This is a genomic window from Novosphingobium sp., from assembly GCF_036733805.1.
Taxonomy (GTDB): Bacteria; Pseudomonadota; Alphaproteobacteria; order Sphingomonadales; family Sphingomonadaceae; genus Novosphingobium.
In genome coordinates this window covers 14833-31208 of sequence record NZ_DAIMZT010000036.1, presented here as the reverse complement: position 1 = coordinate 31208, position 16376 = coordinate 14833, and the positions used below count along the sequence as shown (strand labels likewise).

Below are 16376 nucleotides of genomic sequence, written 5' to 3'. Positions count from 1 at the left end.
TGCCCGAAAGCCCAAATCCCCCAGACATGATACTCATCCCGTCAAACAATAACCCTCCCAGCGCGACCGTGGGATTGGGAAACACCTTGTTCATAGCTGGCTCCTTACGCGGCATCCGCGAGGGGAGTCAGGATGAAGTCGTGGTTCAGGCTGCGCCACTCGCCGTCCATCCGGCGGTTGTCAGGTGCAACGCCCCCCTGATGCTCGGTAAATTCGCAAATCAGCGAGGGCTTCACACCGAAAACGACATCGGAATCGAGATAGGGACTGCCTTCCTCGAAAAGATGCGTGACCAGCTTTCGATAACCATCGGACTGGATCATGAAATGAACATGGGCCGGGCGAAACGGGTGCCTGCCCTGGGCCGCAAGCATCTTGCCCACCGGCCCGTCGTTCGGGATCGGATAGGGGGAAGGACGAATGGTCCAGAAATGGAACCGCCCCTCGCCGTCAGTGCGGAACCAGGCGCGGCCAGCGTCTTTCCCCTCGAGACGTTCCATTTGCACGTCGTAAAAGCCCTGATCGTCGGCATGCCAGACATCCACCACCGCGCCGGCCAGCGGATTGCCGCGATTGTCCAGCACGCGGCCGGAAACGAACAGCGGCGTCCCTGTCATCGTACCCGATATGTCCGCGCCCTGCGGCCATTCCTCGGTCGGATGGTAAAACGGTCCGAACACGGTCGATTCCGTCGCTACCGGATCATCGCCGTGATTGATCGCGTCGACCAGCATCGAAACGCCGAGTGCATCCGACAAGAGGATAAATTCCTGACGCTTGTCATCGCACATGTGCCCGGTATCGGTGAGAAACGCGATCCCCGCTTCCCACTCTTCCTGAGTAGGCCGAACGTCGCGTATGAAAGCGTGCAGATGTCGGATCAGCGCGGCTCCGGTCTGCGCCACGCGCGGATCTGCTGCGCCAGACACCTTTTCTATAACTGCCTGGGTCAGCCCTTCGCTGTCGTTGTTTCCGTGCATTCGATCTGTTCCTTCTGTCAGCGTGCCGGCGGTTCGCCAGCCCAGGCCCGTGCGAGAAGCCCCTGCATCGCGGCGCGTTCAAGAGGGCGGGGATTGGGATAGGGCTTGGCCAAGGCCAAATCGAGAGCGCGCTCCAGGCCGGCTTCAGGCATACCCAAATCCCTGAGCCCTACCGGACCGCCGAGTGACGTCAGCAGTTCGTAAATCCTGGCGAGCGGATCAGCACCGCCAAAAGCGCGCGCCAACCTGTCCAGCGCCTCGGGAGCATAGTCGGCGTTATAAGCCAACGTATGCGGCAGCATCACCGCATGGGTTTCCGCATGCGGCAAATCAAAACTGCCGCCCAGCGTGTGACACAACTTGTGATGCACGCCCATTTCGGTCTGCTCCAGGCAGATGCCGCAAAGCCATGCGCCATAGAGAGCCCCTTCCCGTCCGGCCGAGCCGCCCTTTTCGGCGACAATCGCCGGAAGAGCCTCCATCAAAGCGCGACAGGCTTCCTCGGCCATCAGGTTGACGACCGGATTGCGATTTCGCGCGTAAAGGGCCTCCACCGCATGCGCCATCGCATTCAATCCGGAAAGCGCGGATGACAGCGGAGGGAGGCTTTTCGTCAGGTCGACGTCATAAAGCACTGTGCGCGGCAAAACCTTGGCGTCACGCAGGGTCGTCTTCTCGCCCTGCTCGGTTTGGCCGAGAATGCTCGTCATTTCCGATCCGGCGTAAGTCGTCGGCACCGCCACGACCGGAAAGCCGGTCCGCAGGGCCAGCGCCTTGCCCAATCCGGTTGTCGAACCGCCGCCGACAGCGACAAAGCCGTCCACCCCCGCCGCCTTGGCGACCGCCAGCGCCCGTTCGGTCACGGCGACCGGCGTGTGCATCGCCGCTTCGGTGAAGCGCGCGGCGTAACGGCTTTCCAGAAGCGTGCTCGCGGTGTCGCAAAGGTCAGTTTGCTGGGGAGTGGAAAGCACCATGGCCCGCGCCACTCCCAAGCGCGCGATTTCAGCCTCAAGCTCTTGTAGGATACCGGACCCGAAAAGGACGCGGTACGCAGAGGTTTGATAAGTGAACGGCTCTACCGACATGCCGCTTCTCGATCTTCCCCTGCACCGTCTCCCACGGCCTTGATCGGCAAAGTCTCGGCAAAGCCATTAACGAATGCCAGAACCTGCGCGGCGTTTTCATCGCTCTCCCCGCGCCAGGCGACAATCTGGTCCGGCCTGATGAGAACGAGGTCGGCCTCATAGATATCCCGGATCTCTTGATCGTCAAGTGTGACGATTTCCAGATCCAGTCCCGCCACACGTGCCGCCGCAAGGAAACCATCAGCCTCAGGCGCCGCCGGACCCAGGCGAAGCAGCGTCCATTCCTTGCCGAATACGTCGAAGATGCTTCGTCCGTCGGATAGCCAGACATGCGGCGGGCGGCCACCGGGTTTTGCGGTCGGCACGTAGCTGGAGGGCTCGTCGAGCGGAATGGGCGCGGGATCGTCCGGAATTACGGGCGAACCGTCATAGCGACCGCCAAAGGTGATCCCCGGGATATTGAACTCCGCCCGGGTATGGCCGTTGAAATATTCCCCCGCGGCGCGGCGCGCCTCTTCGCCGGCCGGGCTGTCATCCTCAATTTCGGCCGGAGCGAAGTACAAGCCCATCGAGTCCGCAAGAGCCCGCGCGAAACCGGTGTTGCGAATGGCAAGCTTGCGGCGTTCGGCCTCATAGCTGTCAAGCAGCGCGGGACCGGCCTGTCCCCGAATTGCCTCCGCCAATTTCCATGCAAGATTGACGGAATCTTCGATGGCGGTGTTGTAGCCCAGCCCTCCCGCCGGCGTGAACAGATGCGCGGCGTCGCCGCTAATGAAGACATTGCCCTTGCGCAGCCGGTTTGCCACCAGAGCAAAGCCGGCGGTCCACATGCCGAATGACAGCACTTCGACGTCAATCCGCTTGCCGAGCGCTTGATAGAACATCTCTTTCGCGATTTCAGCGGTGACTTCGCCTTCGATTTCACCTGGCCGGATCTGGGTGTGAAAGGCAAAGTCCTGCCGACCATCCACCGCCGCCAGCCATGACCGGCGCTGACGATTGAAGGTCCAATACATCCACGCCTTGGGATGCGGCATGATATCGAAGAAATCCGGCGCCCTCAGATAGACCGCCAGCATGTGTCCGCCCATCATCTCGCGCTGACGTTCGCCCTCGCCCTCGTAAACGAAGCCCAGCGCCTCCCGAACCGGACTTCGGCCGCCGTCAGCCCCCACCAGGAAGCGCGACCGGATGACCTGCTTTTCACCGGTCTCGACGCCTTCCACCACCGCTTCGACATGATCGCCATGGTCCGTGAACTGGGTCAGGCGATTCAGAAAGCGGACCGTGACCGTATCGCATGCCTCAGCTTCCCGCCGCAGGATCACCTCGACATATTTCTGCGACACGCGATGCGGCAGTTCGGCCGCGCTCCAGCTACCGCGCAGTTTGCGCACCACTTCGCCGCTCTGCCCCGATGACGGCAGGCTGAAGCGCGCAATTTCCCGCTCAGTCAGGCGCGTGAAGTAGGCAATGTCAGTCGGATGATCGACCGGAAGGCCGAGTTTGCGTACATCCTCGGAAAAGCCAAGCCGCCGGTAATGCTCCATCGTGCGCGCTTGAGTGGCATTTGCCTGAGGGTTGACAGCGGTCGAAGCTTTCTCATCAACAACCAGCACGCGAATGCCGCGCCGGCCCAGTTCGATGGCCAGCATCAGGCCGCTCGGCCCGGCCCCCGCCACCAGCACGTCGACCTCAGTCGCGGACGGCTCCAATCCCATTACCGACTCCTAAACTTTGACGATGCGCCTGATCCAGCGCTCACGCCGATTCTCAAGTTCCTAATCGGGGACTAGTTCATTATACGGAACATTGCAAGTAGTCAGGGAAGATCCCTGATGATACAACCACCCCCGACGCTATTCCCGCGGGAGGGACGACGCGTCATGGGAGAATAGCCGGGCTTGCATTTGTCGAGCCTAGCGTCAAAGAAGTGCCCACGCCCAAGCCGATTGGGGGTAAAGGATACCTATGAAGAACGTGCCGTTCGTTTCGGAAAAGAAAGATAAGGTCAAATCTGCCGATCGCGCGCTCGAAGTCATGGAAATTCTTGTGCACGCCCCACCAGGATTGACGCATTCCCAACTTGCGAACTCGCTGGGAATTCCCAAGAGCAGTCTGACGAAAATCCTGAGCAGCTTGATGGTCGGCGGTTACGTGCAGCGGCCGGATGGCTTCACGTATCAAGTGGGCGAGCGATGGCGCGCATTGGTAAAGGCGTCCATCGCGGGAAACACTCTCGATTCATTGGCTCGCGCAACGGTGGAGCGCATAGTCCAAGCTACGGGGGAAACGGCCGGCTTCAATATGATTGTTGACGCCATGATCGAAACGATCACGACAATCCCCGGCAATCAGCAACTTCAATATACGATGATTCAAGGAGAGCGGGAACCGCCCCACAGGATGTCGTCCGGCCAGGCGATTATCGCATACATGGAACCGGAATTTCACGATCGCTATTTCGATCAGGTCGTCTGCAAGGACAGCAGTTCACCGATCCGCACCAAAGCGGCTTACCACAAGGCCATGCAGGAAATATGCAAACGCGGCTACGCCGAGCTTCGCGGTCATCGCGCGGGCATTGTCGGATTTGGCGTTCCTGTACTTACAAAGGAAGGCATGCCGCTTGCCTCTTTGAACGTCGCCATCCCGCAAGTTCGACTGAACGAGGACGTGAAAGCGAACGCAATAGCTGCGTTGAAGGCGGGGTCATCGAATCTGGCCAAGCTCTTGGAGGGTTGGGTCGATCCTATTTGCGATTGGCTCGAAACAGGCTGAGTTGGACACAGCATCACTCGATGGCGCGTAGCCGCCGCTTCATTCTGCCGGAATGCAGCCCTCAGGCTATTTTTGATCGGAGCGCGCGGGAGAACGGTTTCACCGCGCTCCATCACGAAAGTATAGTCGAGCGAGACCAGGGCGCCGTCACGGTGGCATCGTCCGGATGCGCCTCGTCGTGCAGAATATAATCGCCGGTTGTGGCTTGAGTGACCCCGAACTGCACGTCTGAAGCAATGTGCGGATCGGCGGCCTCATAGATTTGCCTAATCAATACCCTATAGCCCGGTTTGGCGATAAGAGCATGGAGATGAGCAGGGCGATAGGGATGACGGCTCTGTGCCGTTAACAACTGACCGACAACTCCACCAGTAGGGATCGCATAGCCCCCATCTTGATTGTCCGCAGCCAGAACCGTCCATCGGCGTCGGTCGTGAACTTACCGCGCAAATTCATGTCGGCCTGTTCCGCATCCTGATTTTCGTAAAAGCCCGCTGGCGACGCGTGCCAGATGTCGACTTCCGCGCCGAAAATGGGATGGCCTTCGGAATCTATTACCCCGCCCACTGACAAACAGCGGCGGGCCCACCGTATCGGACCTGACGATCGTGCCGCCGTTCTCCGTGGATGGCGAGTGCATTCGCCAGAATGGGCCAAGCAGGTTTTGAGCGGTTTCGGTTTGCCCCTTTGTCCCCATTGTTGAGAAGGCAGACCAAGGACGAGACACCAAGTGTGCCAGCCATCAGCACCGCCTCGTTATGGGCGTCATTACTGAGCTTGCCGATTTGGTTGATGATGGCGGTCGCCTCGCGGAACTCAGCTTCACTCAGCCGGACCTCGCTGACGAAACCGTGCAAATGCTTGACCAGTGATACCATGATCTCGCGCAAGCGTGGATCAGGCGTAGCGGCCATTACAGCGAGCACGGCCGGGGTCACGTCACCCTCGTAGCGGCTCATGCTTTCTCCAAGGCAATGCAGGCGGCAACCCAATTGTCGCCGCAAGCGAGGAATGGCGCAGCGGCCGCGGGCCGCTGCGCTCTACAATCCTCAATCAGCCGAAGCTTCCGCCATTTCGACGCCGGGCTCCACACTGGCCTTGGCGGGCCTTTTGTGAGGCACAAGATCCCGCCACGTTCCGCCCTTTGGAACAGGAGCGGTTCGTCCGATGATCTGCATCGGATTCGCGTGAAGCCCGACCGGATCCTCGCCGCGTTCCGTACTTCTCGCCACCTTCAGCAAGGTGCGGTAGAGCATCGCGATACCAGCATCCGAATTAGCGAGATGCTCGTTACTGCGATCCTTGAGCTGGCCGGCCGACATCAGCACCGCCGAATCTTCCTGCGTGAAGCTGTGGAAGCCCGAAAAGCTCTGGCCCGCCCTCATCGCGGCCCGGTCTTGCTTGAACCCGTTGTGGATATAAGGCTTCTGAGGATCATTTATGGTATCATAAGTCATGCCGAATGCGCGCAGCGCATCATCATCCAATCCAATGAACTGGAGATGTTCGGAACGATAAGGTTCGATGCCGATTTCCCGGCTGTTGTCCCACCAGACATGGAAATAGATCGAATTATAATCATCGATCGGAACCACCGACATCCAGAGATCGCCATTGGGATTGTGCTCCGAATAGGGTGGAATAAATGCCTGTATGCGCGCGATCTCCTGGTCTCCGTCGGGTCTCAACGCGGCATAGTGAAACCCGAAATCCGTCGGTTCCGCTTCAAAGCGGGGCTGCGAACTCAGCAGAAGGCTCTGGGTTTTCTTGCCAAATTCCAGGTCCGAATCTCCGCCATGCGAAAGAGGTCCCTGGTGAAGGAAGTTCAGATGGCTTGAGTCCCACAAGGCTTCCATCGTCTGAACGTAATTGCACTGCTCAACGAGATAAGCATTGATACGGTGCTTCGGATCGACATCGAACCACGGATAGTGGGGGAACGGAGGCTCAAGCTCCGCCGGGCCCAGGTAAACCCAGATCAGGCCGCCCGCTTCGCGCACCGGATAGGATTTTGCGCGAATGCGCTTCTTGAAGTTTTCATCCGCGACGTTCGGGGCATCCACCAGCTCGCCATCGGGAGCAAACTTCCACCCGTGGAAAATGCAGCGAATGCCACAGCCTTCCACGCGACCCAGAGCCAAGCTGACACCGCGGTGGCAGCATCCCTCGTCAAGCACGCCAACCACACCGTCTTCGCCACGAAAAGCCACATAGGCGTCGCCCAGCAGGACCACCCGACGCGGATCGCCACCCGGCTCTGGCAGATCGCTCGACTGCATGGCGGGAGTCCAGTATCGGCGCATCGCGGTGCCCATCGCAGTCCCGCGTCCGACCCGGCACATCAGTTCATTGTCATTGGGATGCATGGCATTTCCTCCTTCCAAATCTTCCTACTTTTCGCCCGCGTCGGCCCGACCGTATGAGGAATGGTTATCACATCGACTCGGGTTTACGCTTCCTTAGAAGCATAATATACTCATTGGACGTTCAAGACAATCCGCCAATGCGTCCCGCCTTCCGGTTTCAGAAACGAAGGATCATTCATGGCCAGACCCCGCTTGCGCAACCTTGGCAGCCCCACTCGCCACGTTACCGAAACGTGGGCGCGCGAACGCCCGGATCTTGATCCCAATGATTACCTCTTCCTGGTTCACACCATGCGACTGGGCCAATTGATCGAGAGGCTGCATGATAGCTATGCCCGGAAAGAGTTCGGGTTGAGCGGGTCGGACATCCGCGTCCTCATGATACTACGCCGTTCGCAATTCCAGAAAGCCCCGAAGGCTGCGGAGCTTGCGGAGGTGCAGATGGTAACCACGGGGGCTATGACAAAACAGCTCGATCGACTTGCCGGCATGGGCTTGATCGAAAAGCACGCGCACCCCGGCGAAGGCGGAGGCGTGGCCGTTCTGGCGACCCAGCGCGGATTGGAATTGGCCGATCAGGCCATGACCGCTCTAACGAATGGATCGCCATTAAGTGAAATGCAGCGCAGCCTGTCCGGCGACGAACGCGCGCATCTTGCCCGACTGTGTGAAAAGCTTCTTCTCGATTTCGAAAGCCGTTGAATTGTCGCGAGCGAATTTCGCCGAATGTTAAGTCTCGTTCGGTTGAAATAAAATCACCGGGACGGGAGGTTGACCCCGTAATCGGTTTGGCTCTCCAATTCCTTGAGCAAAGCGAAAACGTATTGTTCCCCTGCGGCTTTCAGTTCCGGCGGGATGCCCCCGCCACCTTTCAAGAGCAGGGACTTTGTCGCCAGAAAGTTCGTCGCATAGTCGGCGGCGTCTTTTCCCTCTCGCGTCAGGCCGATCAGAAAGCCTCCCCCGTGGCTGGCATCCGGCCCGCGTGTGACATAGCCTTTTTCACTCAACCGATCGATCTGCCGGGAGACCGTGCCTGACGCGACCAGAAGAGCCTTAAACAGATCGGTCGGGCGACGCTCGAAGGGCGCACCGGCGCGGCGCAGGGCAAAAAGCACGCGCATGTCAGCACCGCTGATCCCATGATCCCGCCGGCACATACGATCGAACGACAGATCGAGAATGCGGCCAAGTCGCATCAGAGCGATACCTTGCAGGAATTCGCGCAGGTCCAGATCCGGCCGAGCACTTTCCCAGGAGAGCATGAGGTCTTCGACGTGGCTGCCGCCGTCCTTCCCCTTCGAATGCTTTTTTTCCATCCCTCCGCCCCGCTCGCTTCAGAATTCCCTGAGCGGGCTTTGCGCGGTGACGCCGCCGTCGACCGGAAACACGGTGCCGGACACAAACGAGGCCAGATCGGATTGCAAAAAAAGAATGGCCGCCGCGATCTCGTCAGGCGTGGCGACTCGTCCCAGCGGCGTAGTCGAAGACATCTTGTCCCACATCGCCTGGTCAAGCTTTGCGGCCAGGCGCGGTGTGCGAATAAAGCTCGGCACGACAACATTCACACGGACCTGCCGCGCCCCATATTCGCTCGCACCACCACGTACGAGATGATGAAGAGCGGCCTTCGCCGCGCCATAAGCAGTCTGGTTCCTGATGCTGGCCATGCCGGACATGGAACCGACAAACGTCATCGAGCCGCCGCCATTGGCGGCAAGCAAGGGCGCCCCCAGCTGAAGCGCGTGATATGCGTGGCGCAAAACGATGTCGAACTGCTTGTCCCAAGTCTCTTCGTCAATCTCATCGAAAGGCTTGACGAAGGCAACGCCAACCACGTTCACGATGCCCTTGAGAGTCGGTCCGAACGTCTCGCCGGCGAAGTCGAACAGTTTAACCATATCCTCGCGATTGATGATGTTGGCGGCATATGCCTCACCATCGACTTCCCGCGCGACATCTTCCGCGAGAGAACGGTCAAGATCTACGCACAGAACGCGAGCGCCGGCCTGGGCAAGGGCAAGGCAGGTCTGCCGCCCGATGCCATCTCCGCCGCCGAGGACTACAACCCCGCGCCCATCCAGGCGAAGTCGCGCCAGATAATCCACTTTCGCCTCGCGGCCTGCTCCGTCGGACATCCAAATTTCCTCGATCCCATTGCACGTTACGTGCGCACTGCGGCGACGGATGCACGCACCGAAAGCCCAACCGCTTGCGCGGTCTGATCGGACCTTGAAACGAACGCATCGCCGTACCCTCCTTTAGACCATAGGGCAAAAAAGCATGCATAGAAAGACGAAGTTGGCGGATAAAACGTCTTTACAGGAAGACGATGGATTCTTATTCAAACGCGATAATCAAGGCTCGCGCATAAAGCGCGAGCGAATTGCATAAGCCATGGTGCCGTCGGTAACGGATTATCGGAATCAGGCGTTCGTCAGCCATCCTGTTTCGCGCGTTGAAGCCCGATCGCCGCACCGAAGGACAGTGCGCACAAGGGGGAGTGAGATGAACCATGTCGTCGCGCTGTAGTTTGCAGATCGGACGGAGGCGCCGTCGATGATGTCAATCACCCCTGAGAAAGGAAAGGTCGTTCTCATCGGCTCCGATGTGGTCGACGTTGTCGCTCTACCCGTCCAAGTCGAACTCGCAAAACGGGGCATTGAAACAGCTTATCTGAACGCAGCCGCGGATCAGGGCTCGCTTCTTGATGCCTTGCGTGACGCCGATGTGCTTTACTGCCCCGGCGCGTTCCCGGTCACACCGCAGCATATGGATGCAGCAAGAAACCTGCGGGCTGTCGTTTCGATTTACACCGGCACCGAAGGCATTGACGAAAGCGCGGCCACCGCCCGCAACATTGTCGTTGCCAATGGCCAGATTACCGAAAACACGGACAGCATGGCTGAAGCCGCCATCTTGATGATGCTTGCGGCTACTTATGATCTTGCGGGCGCAGAACGGTCCATGACCGCCGCAGGCATGCATGCGCCGCGGCGACCGGCGCGGATGCTGCAAAACCGGACTGTTGGGCTGATCGGCTTCGGAGCAATCGGCCGCGCCGTAGCGAAGCGGCTAGAGGCGTGGAACATCGATCTCCTCATTTCCACGCCGCGGCCACAGCCGCCCTATCCGTACGGCGCGCAAGTGGTTTCGCTCGAAACGCTTTTGGCGACGGCCGACGTAACCTGTTTGCTGGCGCCCCTGCGTCCGGAGACGCAAAATCTGTTGAATCGGGAAAGGTTGGCCGGAACCAAGCAGGGCTCCATTTTCGTCAATATGTCGCGCGGCCAGTTGGTCGATGAACAGGCGCTGTTCGAACTGGCGAGAGATAGGCACTTCACCGCCATTGCGCTGGATGTCTTTGTTACAGAGCCCCTGCCCGCAGACAGCCCCTTGCGGACCCTGCCTAACGCCATTCTTACGCCGCACGCCCTTGGCCACACGCTGGATTCCAAGGAAGGGTTGGTTACTGCGGGGCTCGAAAATATTACTCGCGCCCTTGCCGGAGTGTCGCCTGCGCACGTTCGCAACCCGGCGATCTTGCCTAGTTGGGAAAAGCGTTGGTCAAAAGCCGCGAACGAGTGACCGAGCAGCATTTATCGAAGACAGTGATGCCGTTTCCGAAAGCCTGGCCCCTATGGACAACGGCCCTCAATGAGCCTGAAGGCGTCCGGCCACCGTCAATGGTACACGGCCCCTCCATCGGCGGCCAAAATCTGACCGGTCACGAACTTCGCCCCGTCGGACGCTAGAAACAGCACCGCCCCCACTACATCATCGGCATATGCATCACGCTTTATCGCGCGGAGTTTCAGGACCTCCGGACGCACCTTCTGCATATAGCTTTCGTTCGCCATGTTGGGGCCGGTAATCGTATAGCCGGGAGACACGGCATTCACCGTGATCTCGTCCTCGCCGAGTTCATGAGCGAGCGAGCGCGTGAGGGTCATCACAGCTCCCTTGCTGGCGACGTAATGGCTCACGAACGGCATTCCCCGAAAGGCGGTGCCGGACGCCATGTTGATGATCCGGCCATACCGCTGCGCCCGCATAATCGGCGATACCGCCTGGCAGCACAGGAACGTTCCTAGAGCATTCACTTCCATCATGCGAAGAAACGCCTTCGGGGAAATATCCTCGAAGCGGGTCATGGCCATATCCGCGGCAATCGCTGCGTTGTTGACCAGAATGTCTACTCTTCCGAAACTCGCTTGAGCAGCCTCCACCATAGCCCTGACCGAATCCTCGGACGTGACGTCCGCGAAACAGCCTTTCACGTCCGAACCGGTGGAGGAGAGTTGATGGACGGCGTCCTCAGCGCCGGAGACGTCGCCGACCAAGACCTTGGCGCCTGCGGCCGCCAGGGCCTCGGCGATCGCGAAACCAAGTCCACGCGCACCGCCGGTTACAATTGCGACTTTTCCCCCAAAACCCATGTCAGTCATACCGTTCTGATTATCCTAATTGGACTTGTCGCGACCGCGCCGAGCAAGCAGCCTTTGCCAGCCACATAAACATCTTCCCCTGAAGGTATTACATATAGGCAACCGACTGTAAACCGCTCGCCGAGAAGCCAGCCTGACGAAACAGCACTATGCGCCGCGCAAACGCCGGTCAGCCCGGATATGCCCTGCCCGCATTGACTAGCGGATAAAGGGCTGATCCGACGCGGTGGCCAAAAATCACCAAAATTTGTCCTTTTTCCGATATCATTAGTGACGTCGCCTAGCCCGACGACGCCTGCACGAGGAGGGGCCTGCGCGAACGGACTGTGGCAAGTGAAAAATGTCTGTCAAAGGCGTCTGAGACCCAATGTCGATAGGGATAACTTGTAAATCAAAAATCTTTGACGGAAGATATTTTCCTGCTTATCGCTGCATACGCTGCGGCAACGAGTTCGGACTCGCAGGCGTCTTGCGGCACGAAACAGCCTGCAGAAACGCCAAGTTTGGGAGATTATCGTGTTTTCAACCAACTGGAGCTTGTCTCCGCGCCGTTATGATGTTGTGGTCGAACGCGGAATCAGGATTCCCGTAGCTGATGGCGTGGAACTGGAAGCTGATATCTATCGGCCGGACTCGGACGAACAGTTTCCGGTTCTCTTTGCGCCCAGCCCCTATCTGATCGCTGCTCAGGCCGCGCCGATGATGCCGGTGGGCTTCACTTATCCACGCGCCTGGCTGGAATCGGGCGACCCGAATTTCTTCGTGCGTAGAGGCTATGTGATGGTGATCGCCACCATTCGCGGCGCACGCGGCTCGACGGGCTATTTCAGCAACATCGAACCGAACAAGGAGACCGTCCAAGACATTTACGAGGCCATAGACTGGCTCAGCAAACGCCCCTGGTCGGACGGCAACGTCGGCATGCTCGGCGCATCCTATTTTTCGGTTCTGGCGAAGCGGGTGGCGGTTCTCAAGCCGCCGGCGCTCAAAGCCATCTTTGCGATGTACGGCCTTAGCGACGGCTATCGGGATTTTTACTTTCACGGCGGCATCTACGCGCACACCTTCTTCGAATATTGGCATCGAAGGCAAAATCCTTTCCTCAAAACGCGGAACCAGCTGCGTGAGGCGTGGGGCGATGAGAAGTACGACGCCGCTGTCCAGGAAGCGCTTGCCGATCCGGACATCCGGGCCAATCCTTACCTCGTCCAGGCGCTGGAGAATCCCGACACCGCTCACTCGCCGCAGGTGAACGAGCTTACCCTTCAACAGCTGGACTCGCCGTTCTACCGCGAACGTTCCGTCGACTTCGCGGCCGACACCAGCATTCCGGGCTATTTCGGTGCCGATTGGGGACTTTACGGCATCCACCTTGGCGGCGACATCCGAGCATTTGAGGAATGGAAGGGCCCCTGCAGGCTGACCATTGGACCCCCGATCTATCTGGATCGCCCACTCTATCAATATGCCTTCGAAGCCTTGCGCTGGTTCGACCACTGGCTGAAAGGCAATGACACCGGTATGCTTGATGAGCCGCCAGTCCAACTCTTCATTGAGGGGCCCGGAGAGTGGAAGCAAGTGGAAAGCTGGCCCGTGCCTGGAACCCGCTGGACCCCCTTCTATCTGCATTCGAACGGTCTGCTGTCCGAGCATGAACATTGGCCAGATGAAGGCTCCAGCACTTACGAAGATGGCACCTTCCATCGCGGAGAGGTAAAGTTCTGGACACCCAAATTCGTGGAACGGACGGAATTGTGCGGCCCGGTCGCGCTGAAATTGTACGGATCGACGACCGCGAACGAGGTCCTCTGGTTCGTCACCCTGCTGCATCAGGATGCTGATGGCAATGAACGCACGGTCACGCGCGGGTGGTTGCGCGGCTCGCAAAGGGAGCTTGACGAGACCAAGTCCAAGCCCTGGCGCCCCTATCATAAGCACACCAAACGCGATCCCCTGGAACCTGGACGGATCTACGAATTTGACATTGAAGTGAGCGCTATCGGCCTGGAGATCAAACCCGGCGAGAAGCTCGGCCTGCGCATCAAGAGCGCCGATAACGAAGAAGCTCAAGACATTATCGAGCACATGGCGATGGGGCATCTGGCAAGAGTGGCGACTTCCAGAGTCACCGTGCATCACAATGAAAAGCATCCTTCGCAATTGTTGCTGCCGGTAACCAAGGGGAACGTGATAGGCACCTTCCTCTCGGGCGGCGAACTTCCGCCACTGGACACCACCGCGAAGATCAATTGAGCATCATGGGAAAGGTCAACCAGGCTATGCGTCCCGAGCCGGAATACAAATATGCCGTTTGCTGCTGGAGCACGCCGAAAAACTCCTGCATCGAAGATATCGAGCAATGCGCCGCCATTGGTGCGCAGGGCGTCGGGCTGTTCGAGCAGAAGATCGCGCCGGGCCAGGAAGAAGAGATAGAGCAAGCGCTTGCCCATCATGGCATGCAGGCCGGGATCGTGGTCCCCCACGACTGGACCATTTTGCCGGTTCCGCTCAATCCCGCGGCGAGGTCGCTGACCTGGCGGGATCTTTCAGCGAACATCGCGGCAAGCTGCAAGCGGCTGGCGCGTTACAAGCCCGCCGCCATCCTGGTCGGGCCGGGCGGGCACGGCGACCCGTCGCTCGAGGGTCATCCAATCCAGGACGTGGTCGAGGGCTTGAAAGTGATCGCCGACGCCGCGGGTGAGGAAGGGCTGCGCATTGCTTTTGAACCTTACGCGCGGCGGCGAGGCGCGGTCATCCACAATCTGACCATCGCGATGGACGTGATTGACAAGTCCGGCCGTGATAACGTTGGGCTGCTTCCCGATGTCTGGCACTATTGGCCCGAGCCGAATGCGCACGCCGAATTGCGGCAGTATGTCGATCATATCATCGGACTGCAGGTGAATGATTCTCGCATCCAGGAACGAAGCTGGTGCGACAGGGTCCAGCCCGGCTGGGGCCACAACAAATGCCGCGAAATGGTCGCGACCCTGATCGATGCCGGTTTCAACGGCTGGTACGATTATGAAGTGTTCTCCGACGATGGCCGCTGGGGCAATGCTTGGCCGGATTCGCTGTGGGCGAAACCTCACCAGGAATTTCTGCAGGAAGGCTATGACAACTTCGCTCGGGTCTATTCAGAAGCAAAGCAAATGCTGGCCGTAGGTATGCGGCCGGTCGACGCGGCCTGAGCGGCCGGCCATGCCTACTGGACCGATAAACCGCTGGTGGATCGTATTGGGCTGCGCGCTCGTCAACGTTTTCGCCAGCGGAATTTTCGTTCTTTATGCCGTCAATATCTTCTTTGTTGATGCAGGACGCGAGTTCGGCTGGCCCAAATCGACGACCTCGGAGCTGTTGTCGATATTCTTCTTCTCGGCGGGTCTCGGCTTTCCGGCGCTGGGATGGGCGATAAGCCGTTACGGGATCCGGCGTCCGTCGTCGGCACTGGCTTTTTGCTATGCCCTGACCATCCTTGTAATACCCTTCCTTCCAGCCAGCAAACTTCTGTTTCTTATTGATTTTTTTCTTATGGGCCTGTTTAGCGCTTCTGCTTGCGCCCTGCCCTTCGCCATTGCCATATCGGGCTTTTTCGACCGAAAACGGGGGCTGGCACTGGGATTGGGGGCCGCGGGCGCCGGGCTCGGGTCAGCGATAACGGCGAGTTTCTCGAACATTCTGCTTGAGCAGTTCGGGTGGCGGAGCGGCATTCTGCTTTATGGTTCCGTATCGATTGCCGTAATCCTTTTCAGCCTCGTTTTCCTTATCAGGACGCCGCCCGGCGCGCTCGTGCAAACGGACGTATCCGGCACGACCATGACGCGAAGCGATTCATTTGCGGCGCTGCTGAACCGCGAGATGGCCATTATCGTCGCGGTGCTTGTTCTCAATGCCCTGTGCACGCTGGGCATTATCGGCAATCTGGTTCCGTTGCTTGGAGGCAGAGGCGTTTCGATTGCGGTAGCTGCAAGTCTGCTGTCCGCAGCCGGTCTCTCCTCGTGGGCGGGCCGCGTTTTCGTTGGCTGGCTGCTGGACCTATTCTTCGCTCCCTATGTCGCCTTCTCCACCTTTTTACTGGGAGCAACCGGCGCTTTGGTGCTGGTCTACGGCGGAACGACAGTGTTGGCGTTTGTGGGAGCCGTGATGATTGGTGTGTGCCTGGGCGCGGAACAGGATCTCGCGATGTACCTGGTCAGCCGCTATTTCCCGCTTTCCGCCTATAGCCGGGCGGTCAGCGTCTCCTGGGTAGCCTGGGCTTGGGGCGGCGGCATAGGAACATTCGTCGCCGCCCAAAGCTTTAATCTGACGCACAGCTACGAACTCGCCCTATGGATCTTCATCGGACTGTTCATTGCAGCCGCCCTGCTGGTCCTGCGGCTGCCGGCCTACCGTTTCAGGATTCATTCCGGGACGGGAGAAGCCGGGGCGGCCATCTCATCTGCTGATTAGGTGCTTACGAGCGCCATGTAAGGTAAGCTATAGCGATCGCAAGTTTCGGTCGCGACGTTCACCTGGAAATACGGGATGATTGCATGAAGCTGCGGTTAAACACCACAGGCGTGAGAGCGGTGCTCCGCCGACCGCGCACCTTAACGACTTCATAAACGCATACAATTGCACTGCCGTGTGAAGACTGCGCGGCCGAGCCCCTACAATACATCTGCAAATGGTGGACAAGCAGCCCGGAGCTATTCAAACTAACCCGCACCATCAAACGGA

The 16376-nt window shown here is 59.0% G+C and carries 14 protein-coding genes and 2 pseudogenes; 6 read left to right on the top strand and 10 right to left on the bottom strand.

Going from position 1 to position 16376, the window contains the following annotated elements; all coding sequences use genetic code 11:
- The 4 genes and pseudogenes from V7D69_RS10060 to V7D69_RS10045 form a co-directional block, all read right to left on the bottom strand.
- Positions 1-94, bottom strand: a pseudogene (locus V7D69_RS10060) (succinyl-CoA--3-ketoacid-CoA transferase); the annotation flags it as partial.
- 10 nt (positions 95-104) lie between these two features.
- A complete protein-coding gene (locus V7D69_RS10055; RefSeq protein ID WP_333605725.1) occupies positions 105-980 on the bottom strand; it encodes an intradiol ring-cleavage dioxygenase in 876 nt (291 codons plus the stop codon).
- Positions 981-997: 17 nt separating this feature from the next.
- Positions 998-2065 (bottom strand): maleylacetate reductase, encoded by a 1068-nt coding sequence (locus V7D69_RS10050; RefSeq protein WP_324062231.1) that lies wholly within the window; start codon positions 2063-2065, stop codon positions 998-1000.
- Positions 2056-3786, bottom strand: a complete 1731-nt coding sequence (locus V7D69_RS10045; RefSeq protein ID WP_324062229.1) for an FAD-dependent oxidoreductase — start codon at positions 3784-3786, stop codon at positions 2056-2058. Before V7D69_RS10045 ends, V7D69_RS10050 begins: the two co-directional genes overlap by 10 nt.
- Before the next feature lie 250 nt (positions 3787-4036).
- Here V7D69_RS10045 and V7D69_RS10040 point away from each other — a divergent pair, with 250 nt between their 5' ends.
- Complete coding sequence (locus tag V7D69_RS10040) at positions 4037-4846, top strand: IclR family transcriptional regulator (protein ID WP_324062227.1); 810 nt, start codon at positions 4037-4039, stop codon at positions 4844-4846.
- A 112-nt stretch (positions 4847-4958) separates the two neighbouring features.
- Here V7D69_RS10040 and V7D69_RS10035 read toward each other — a convergent pair.
- The 3 genes and pseudogenes from V7D69_RS10035 to V7D69_RS10025 all read right to left on the bottom strand — a co-directional run bounded on the left by V7D69_RS10035 (position 4959) and on the right by V7D69_RS10025 (position 7212).
- Positions 4959-5413, bottom strand: a pseudogene (locus V7D69_RS10035) (dioxygenase family protein).
- The gene (locus tag V7D69_RS10030) at positions 5401-5805 is read right to left on the bottom strand and encodes a dioxygenase (RefSeq protein WP_333605724.1); all 405 of its coding nucleotides are present in this window, start codon (positions 5803-5805) and stop codon (positions 5401-5403) included. The pseudogene V7D69_RS10035 and the gene V7D69_RS10030 overlap by 13 nt, the downstream one beginning before the upstream one ends.
- A 90-nt stretch (positions 5806-5895) precedes the next feature.
- A complete protein-coding gene (locus V7D69_RS10025) occupies positions 5896-7212 on the bottom strand; it encodes a Rieske 2Fe-2S domain-containing protein (protein ID WP_324062224.1) in 1317 nt (438 codons plus the stop codon).
- Positions 7213-7389: 177 nt separating this feature from the next.
- Here V7D69_RS10025 and V7D69_RS10020 point away from each other — a divergent pair, with 177 nt between their 5' ends.
- Positions 7390-7914 carry a MarR family winged helix-turn-helix transcriptional regulator gene (locus V7D69_RS10020; RefSeq protein WP_324062222.1) on the top strand — a complete coding sequence of 175 codons (525 nt, stop codon included), beginning with the start codon at positions 7390-7392 and terminating at the stop codon, positions 7912-7914.
- Positions 7915-7967: 53 nt separating this feature from the next.
- Here V7D69_RS10020 and V7D69_RS10015 read toward each other — a convergent pair whose 3' ends face one another.
- The gene (locus V7D69_RS10015) at positions 7968-8528 is read right to left on the bottom strand and encodes a MarR family winged helix-turn-helix transcriptional regulator (RefSeq protein ID WP_324062220.1); all 561 of its coding nucleotides are present in this window, start codon (positions 8526-8528) and stop codon (positions 7968-7970) included.
- 18 nt (positions 8529-8546) lie between these two features.
- On the bottom strand, positions 8547-9347 hold the full coding sequence (locus tag V7D69_RS10010) for an SDR family NAD(P)-dependent oxidoreductase (RefSeq protein ID WP_324062218.1): 801 nt from the start codon (positions 9345-9347) through the stop codon (positions 8547-8549).
- A gap of 421 nt (positions 9348-9768) precedes the next feature.
- Here V7D69_RS10010 and V7D69_RS10005 point away from each other — a divergent pair, with 421 nt between their 5' ends.
- A complete protein-coding gene (locus V7D69_RS10005; RefSeq protein ID WP_333605723.1) occupies positions 9769-10797 on the top strand; it encodes an NAD(P)-dependent oxidoreductase in 1029 nt (342 codons plus the stop codon).
- A 95-nt stretch (positions 10798-10892) separates the two neighbouring features.
- Here the strand turns inward: V7D69_RS10005 and V7D69_RS10000 are convergent, their stop codons facing one another.
- Complete coding sequence (locus V7D69_RS10000; RefSeq protein ID WP_324062214.1) at positions 10893-11657, bottom strand: SDR family NAD(P)-dependent oxidoreductase; 765 nt, start codon at positions 11655-11657, stop codon at positions 10893-10895.
- A 516-nt stretch (positions 11658-12173) separates the two neighbouring features.
- Here V7D69_RS10000 and V7D69_RS09995 point away from each other — a divergent pair.
- Genes V7D69_RS09995 through V7D69_RS09985 form a run of 3 tightly spaced genes read left to right on the top strand, consistent with a single transcriptional unit; the run spans position 12174 to position 16106 of the window.
- Positions 12174-13910 (top strand): CocE/NonD family hydrolase, encoded by a 1737-nt coding sequence (locus V7D69_RS09995; protein WP_324062212.1) that lies wholly within the window; start codon positions 12174-12176, stop codon positions 13908-13910.
- A 5-nt stretch (positions 13911-13915) separates the two neighbouring features.
- Positions 13916-14848, top strand: coding sequence for a sugar phosphate isomerase/epimerase family protein (locus V7D69_RS09990; RefSeq protein ID WP_333605722.1), 933 nt, complete (start codon positions 13916-13918; stop codon positions 14846-14848).
- A gap of 10 nt (positions 14849-14858) precedes the next feature.
- On the top strand, positions 14859-16106 hold the full coding sequence (locus V7D69_RS09985) for an MFS transporter (RefSeq protein ID WP_333605721.1): 1248 nt from the start codon (positions 14859-14861) through the stop codon (positions 16104-16106).
- Positions 16107-16376 lie beyond the last annotated feature (270 nt).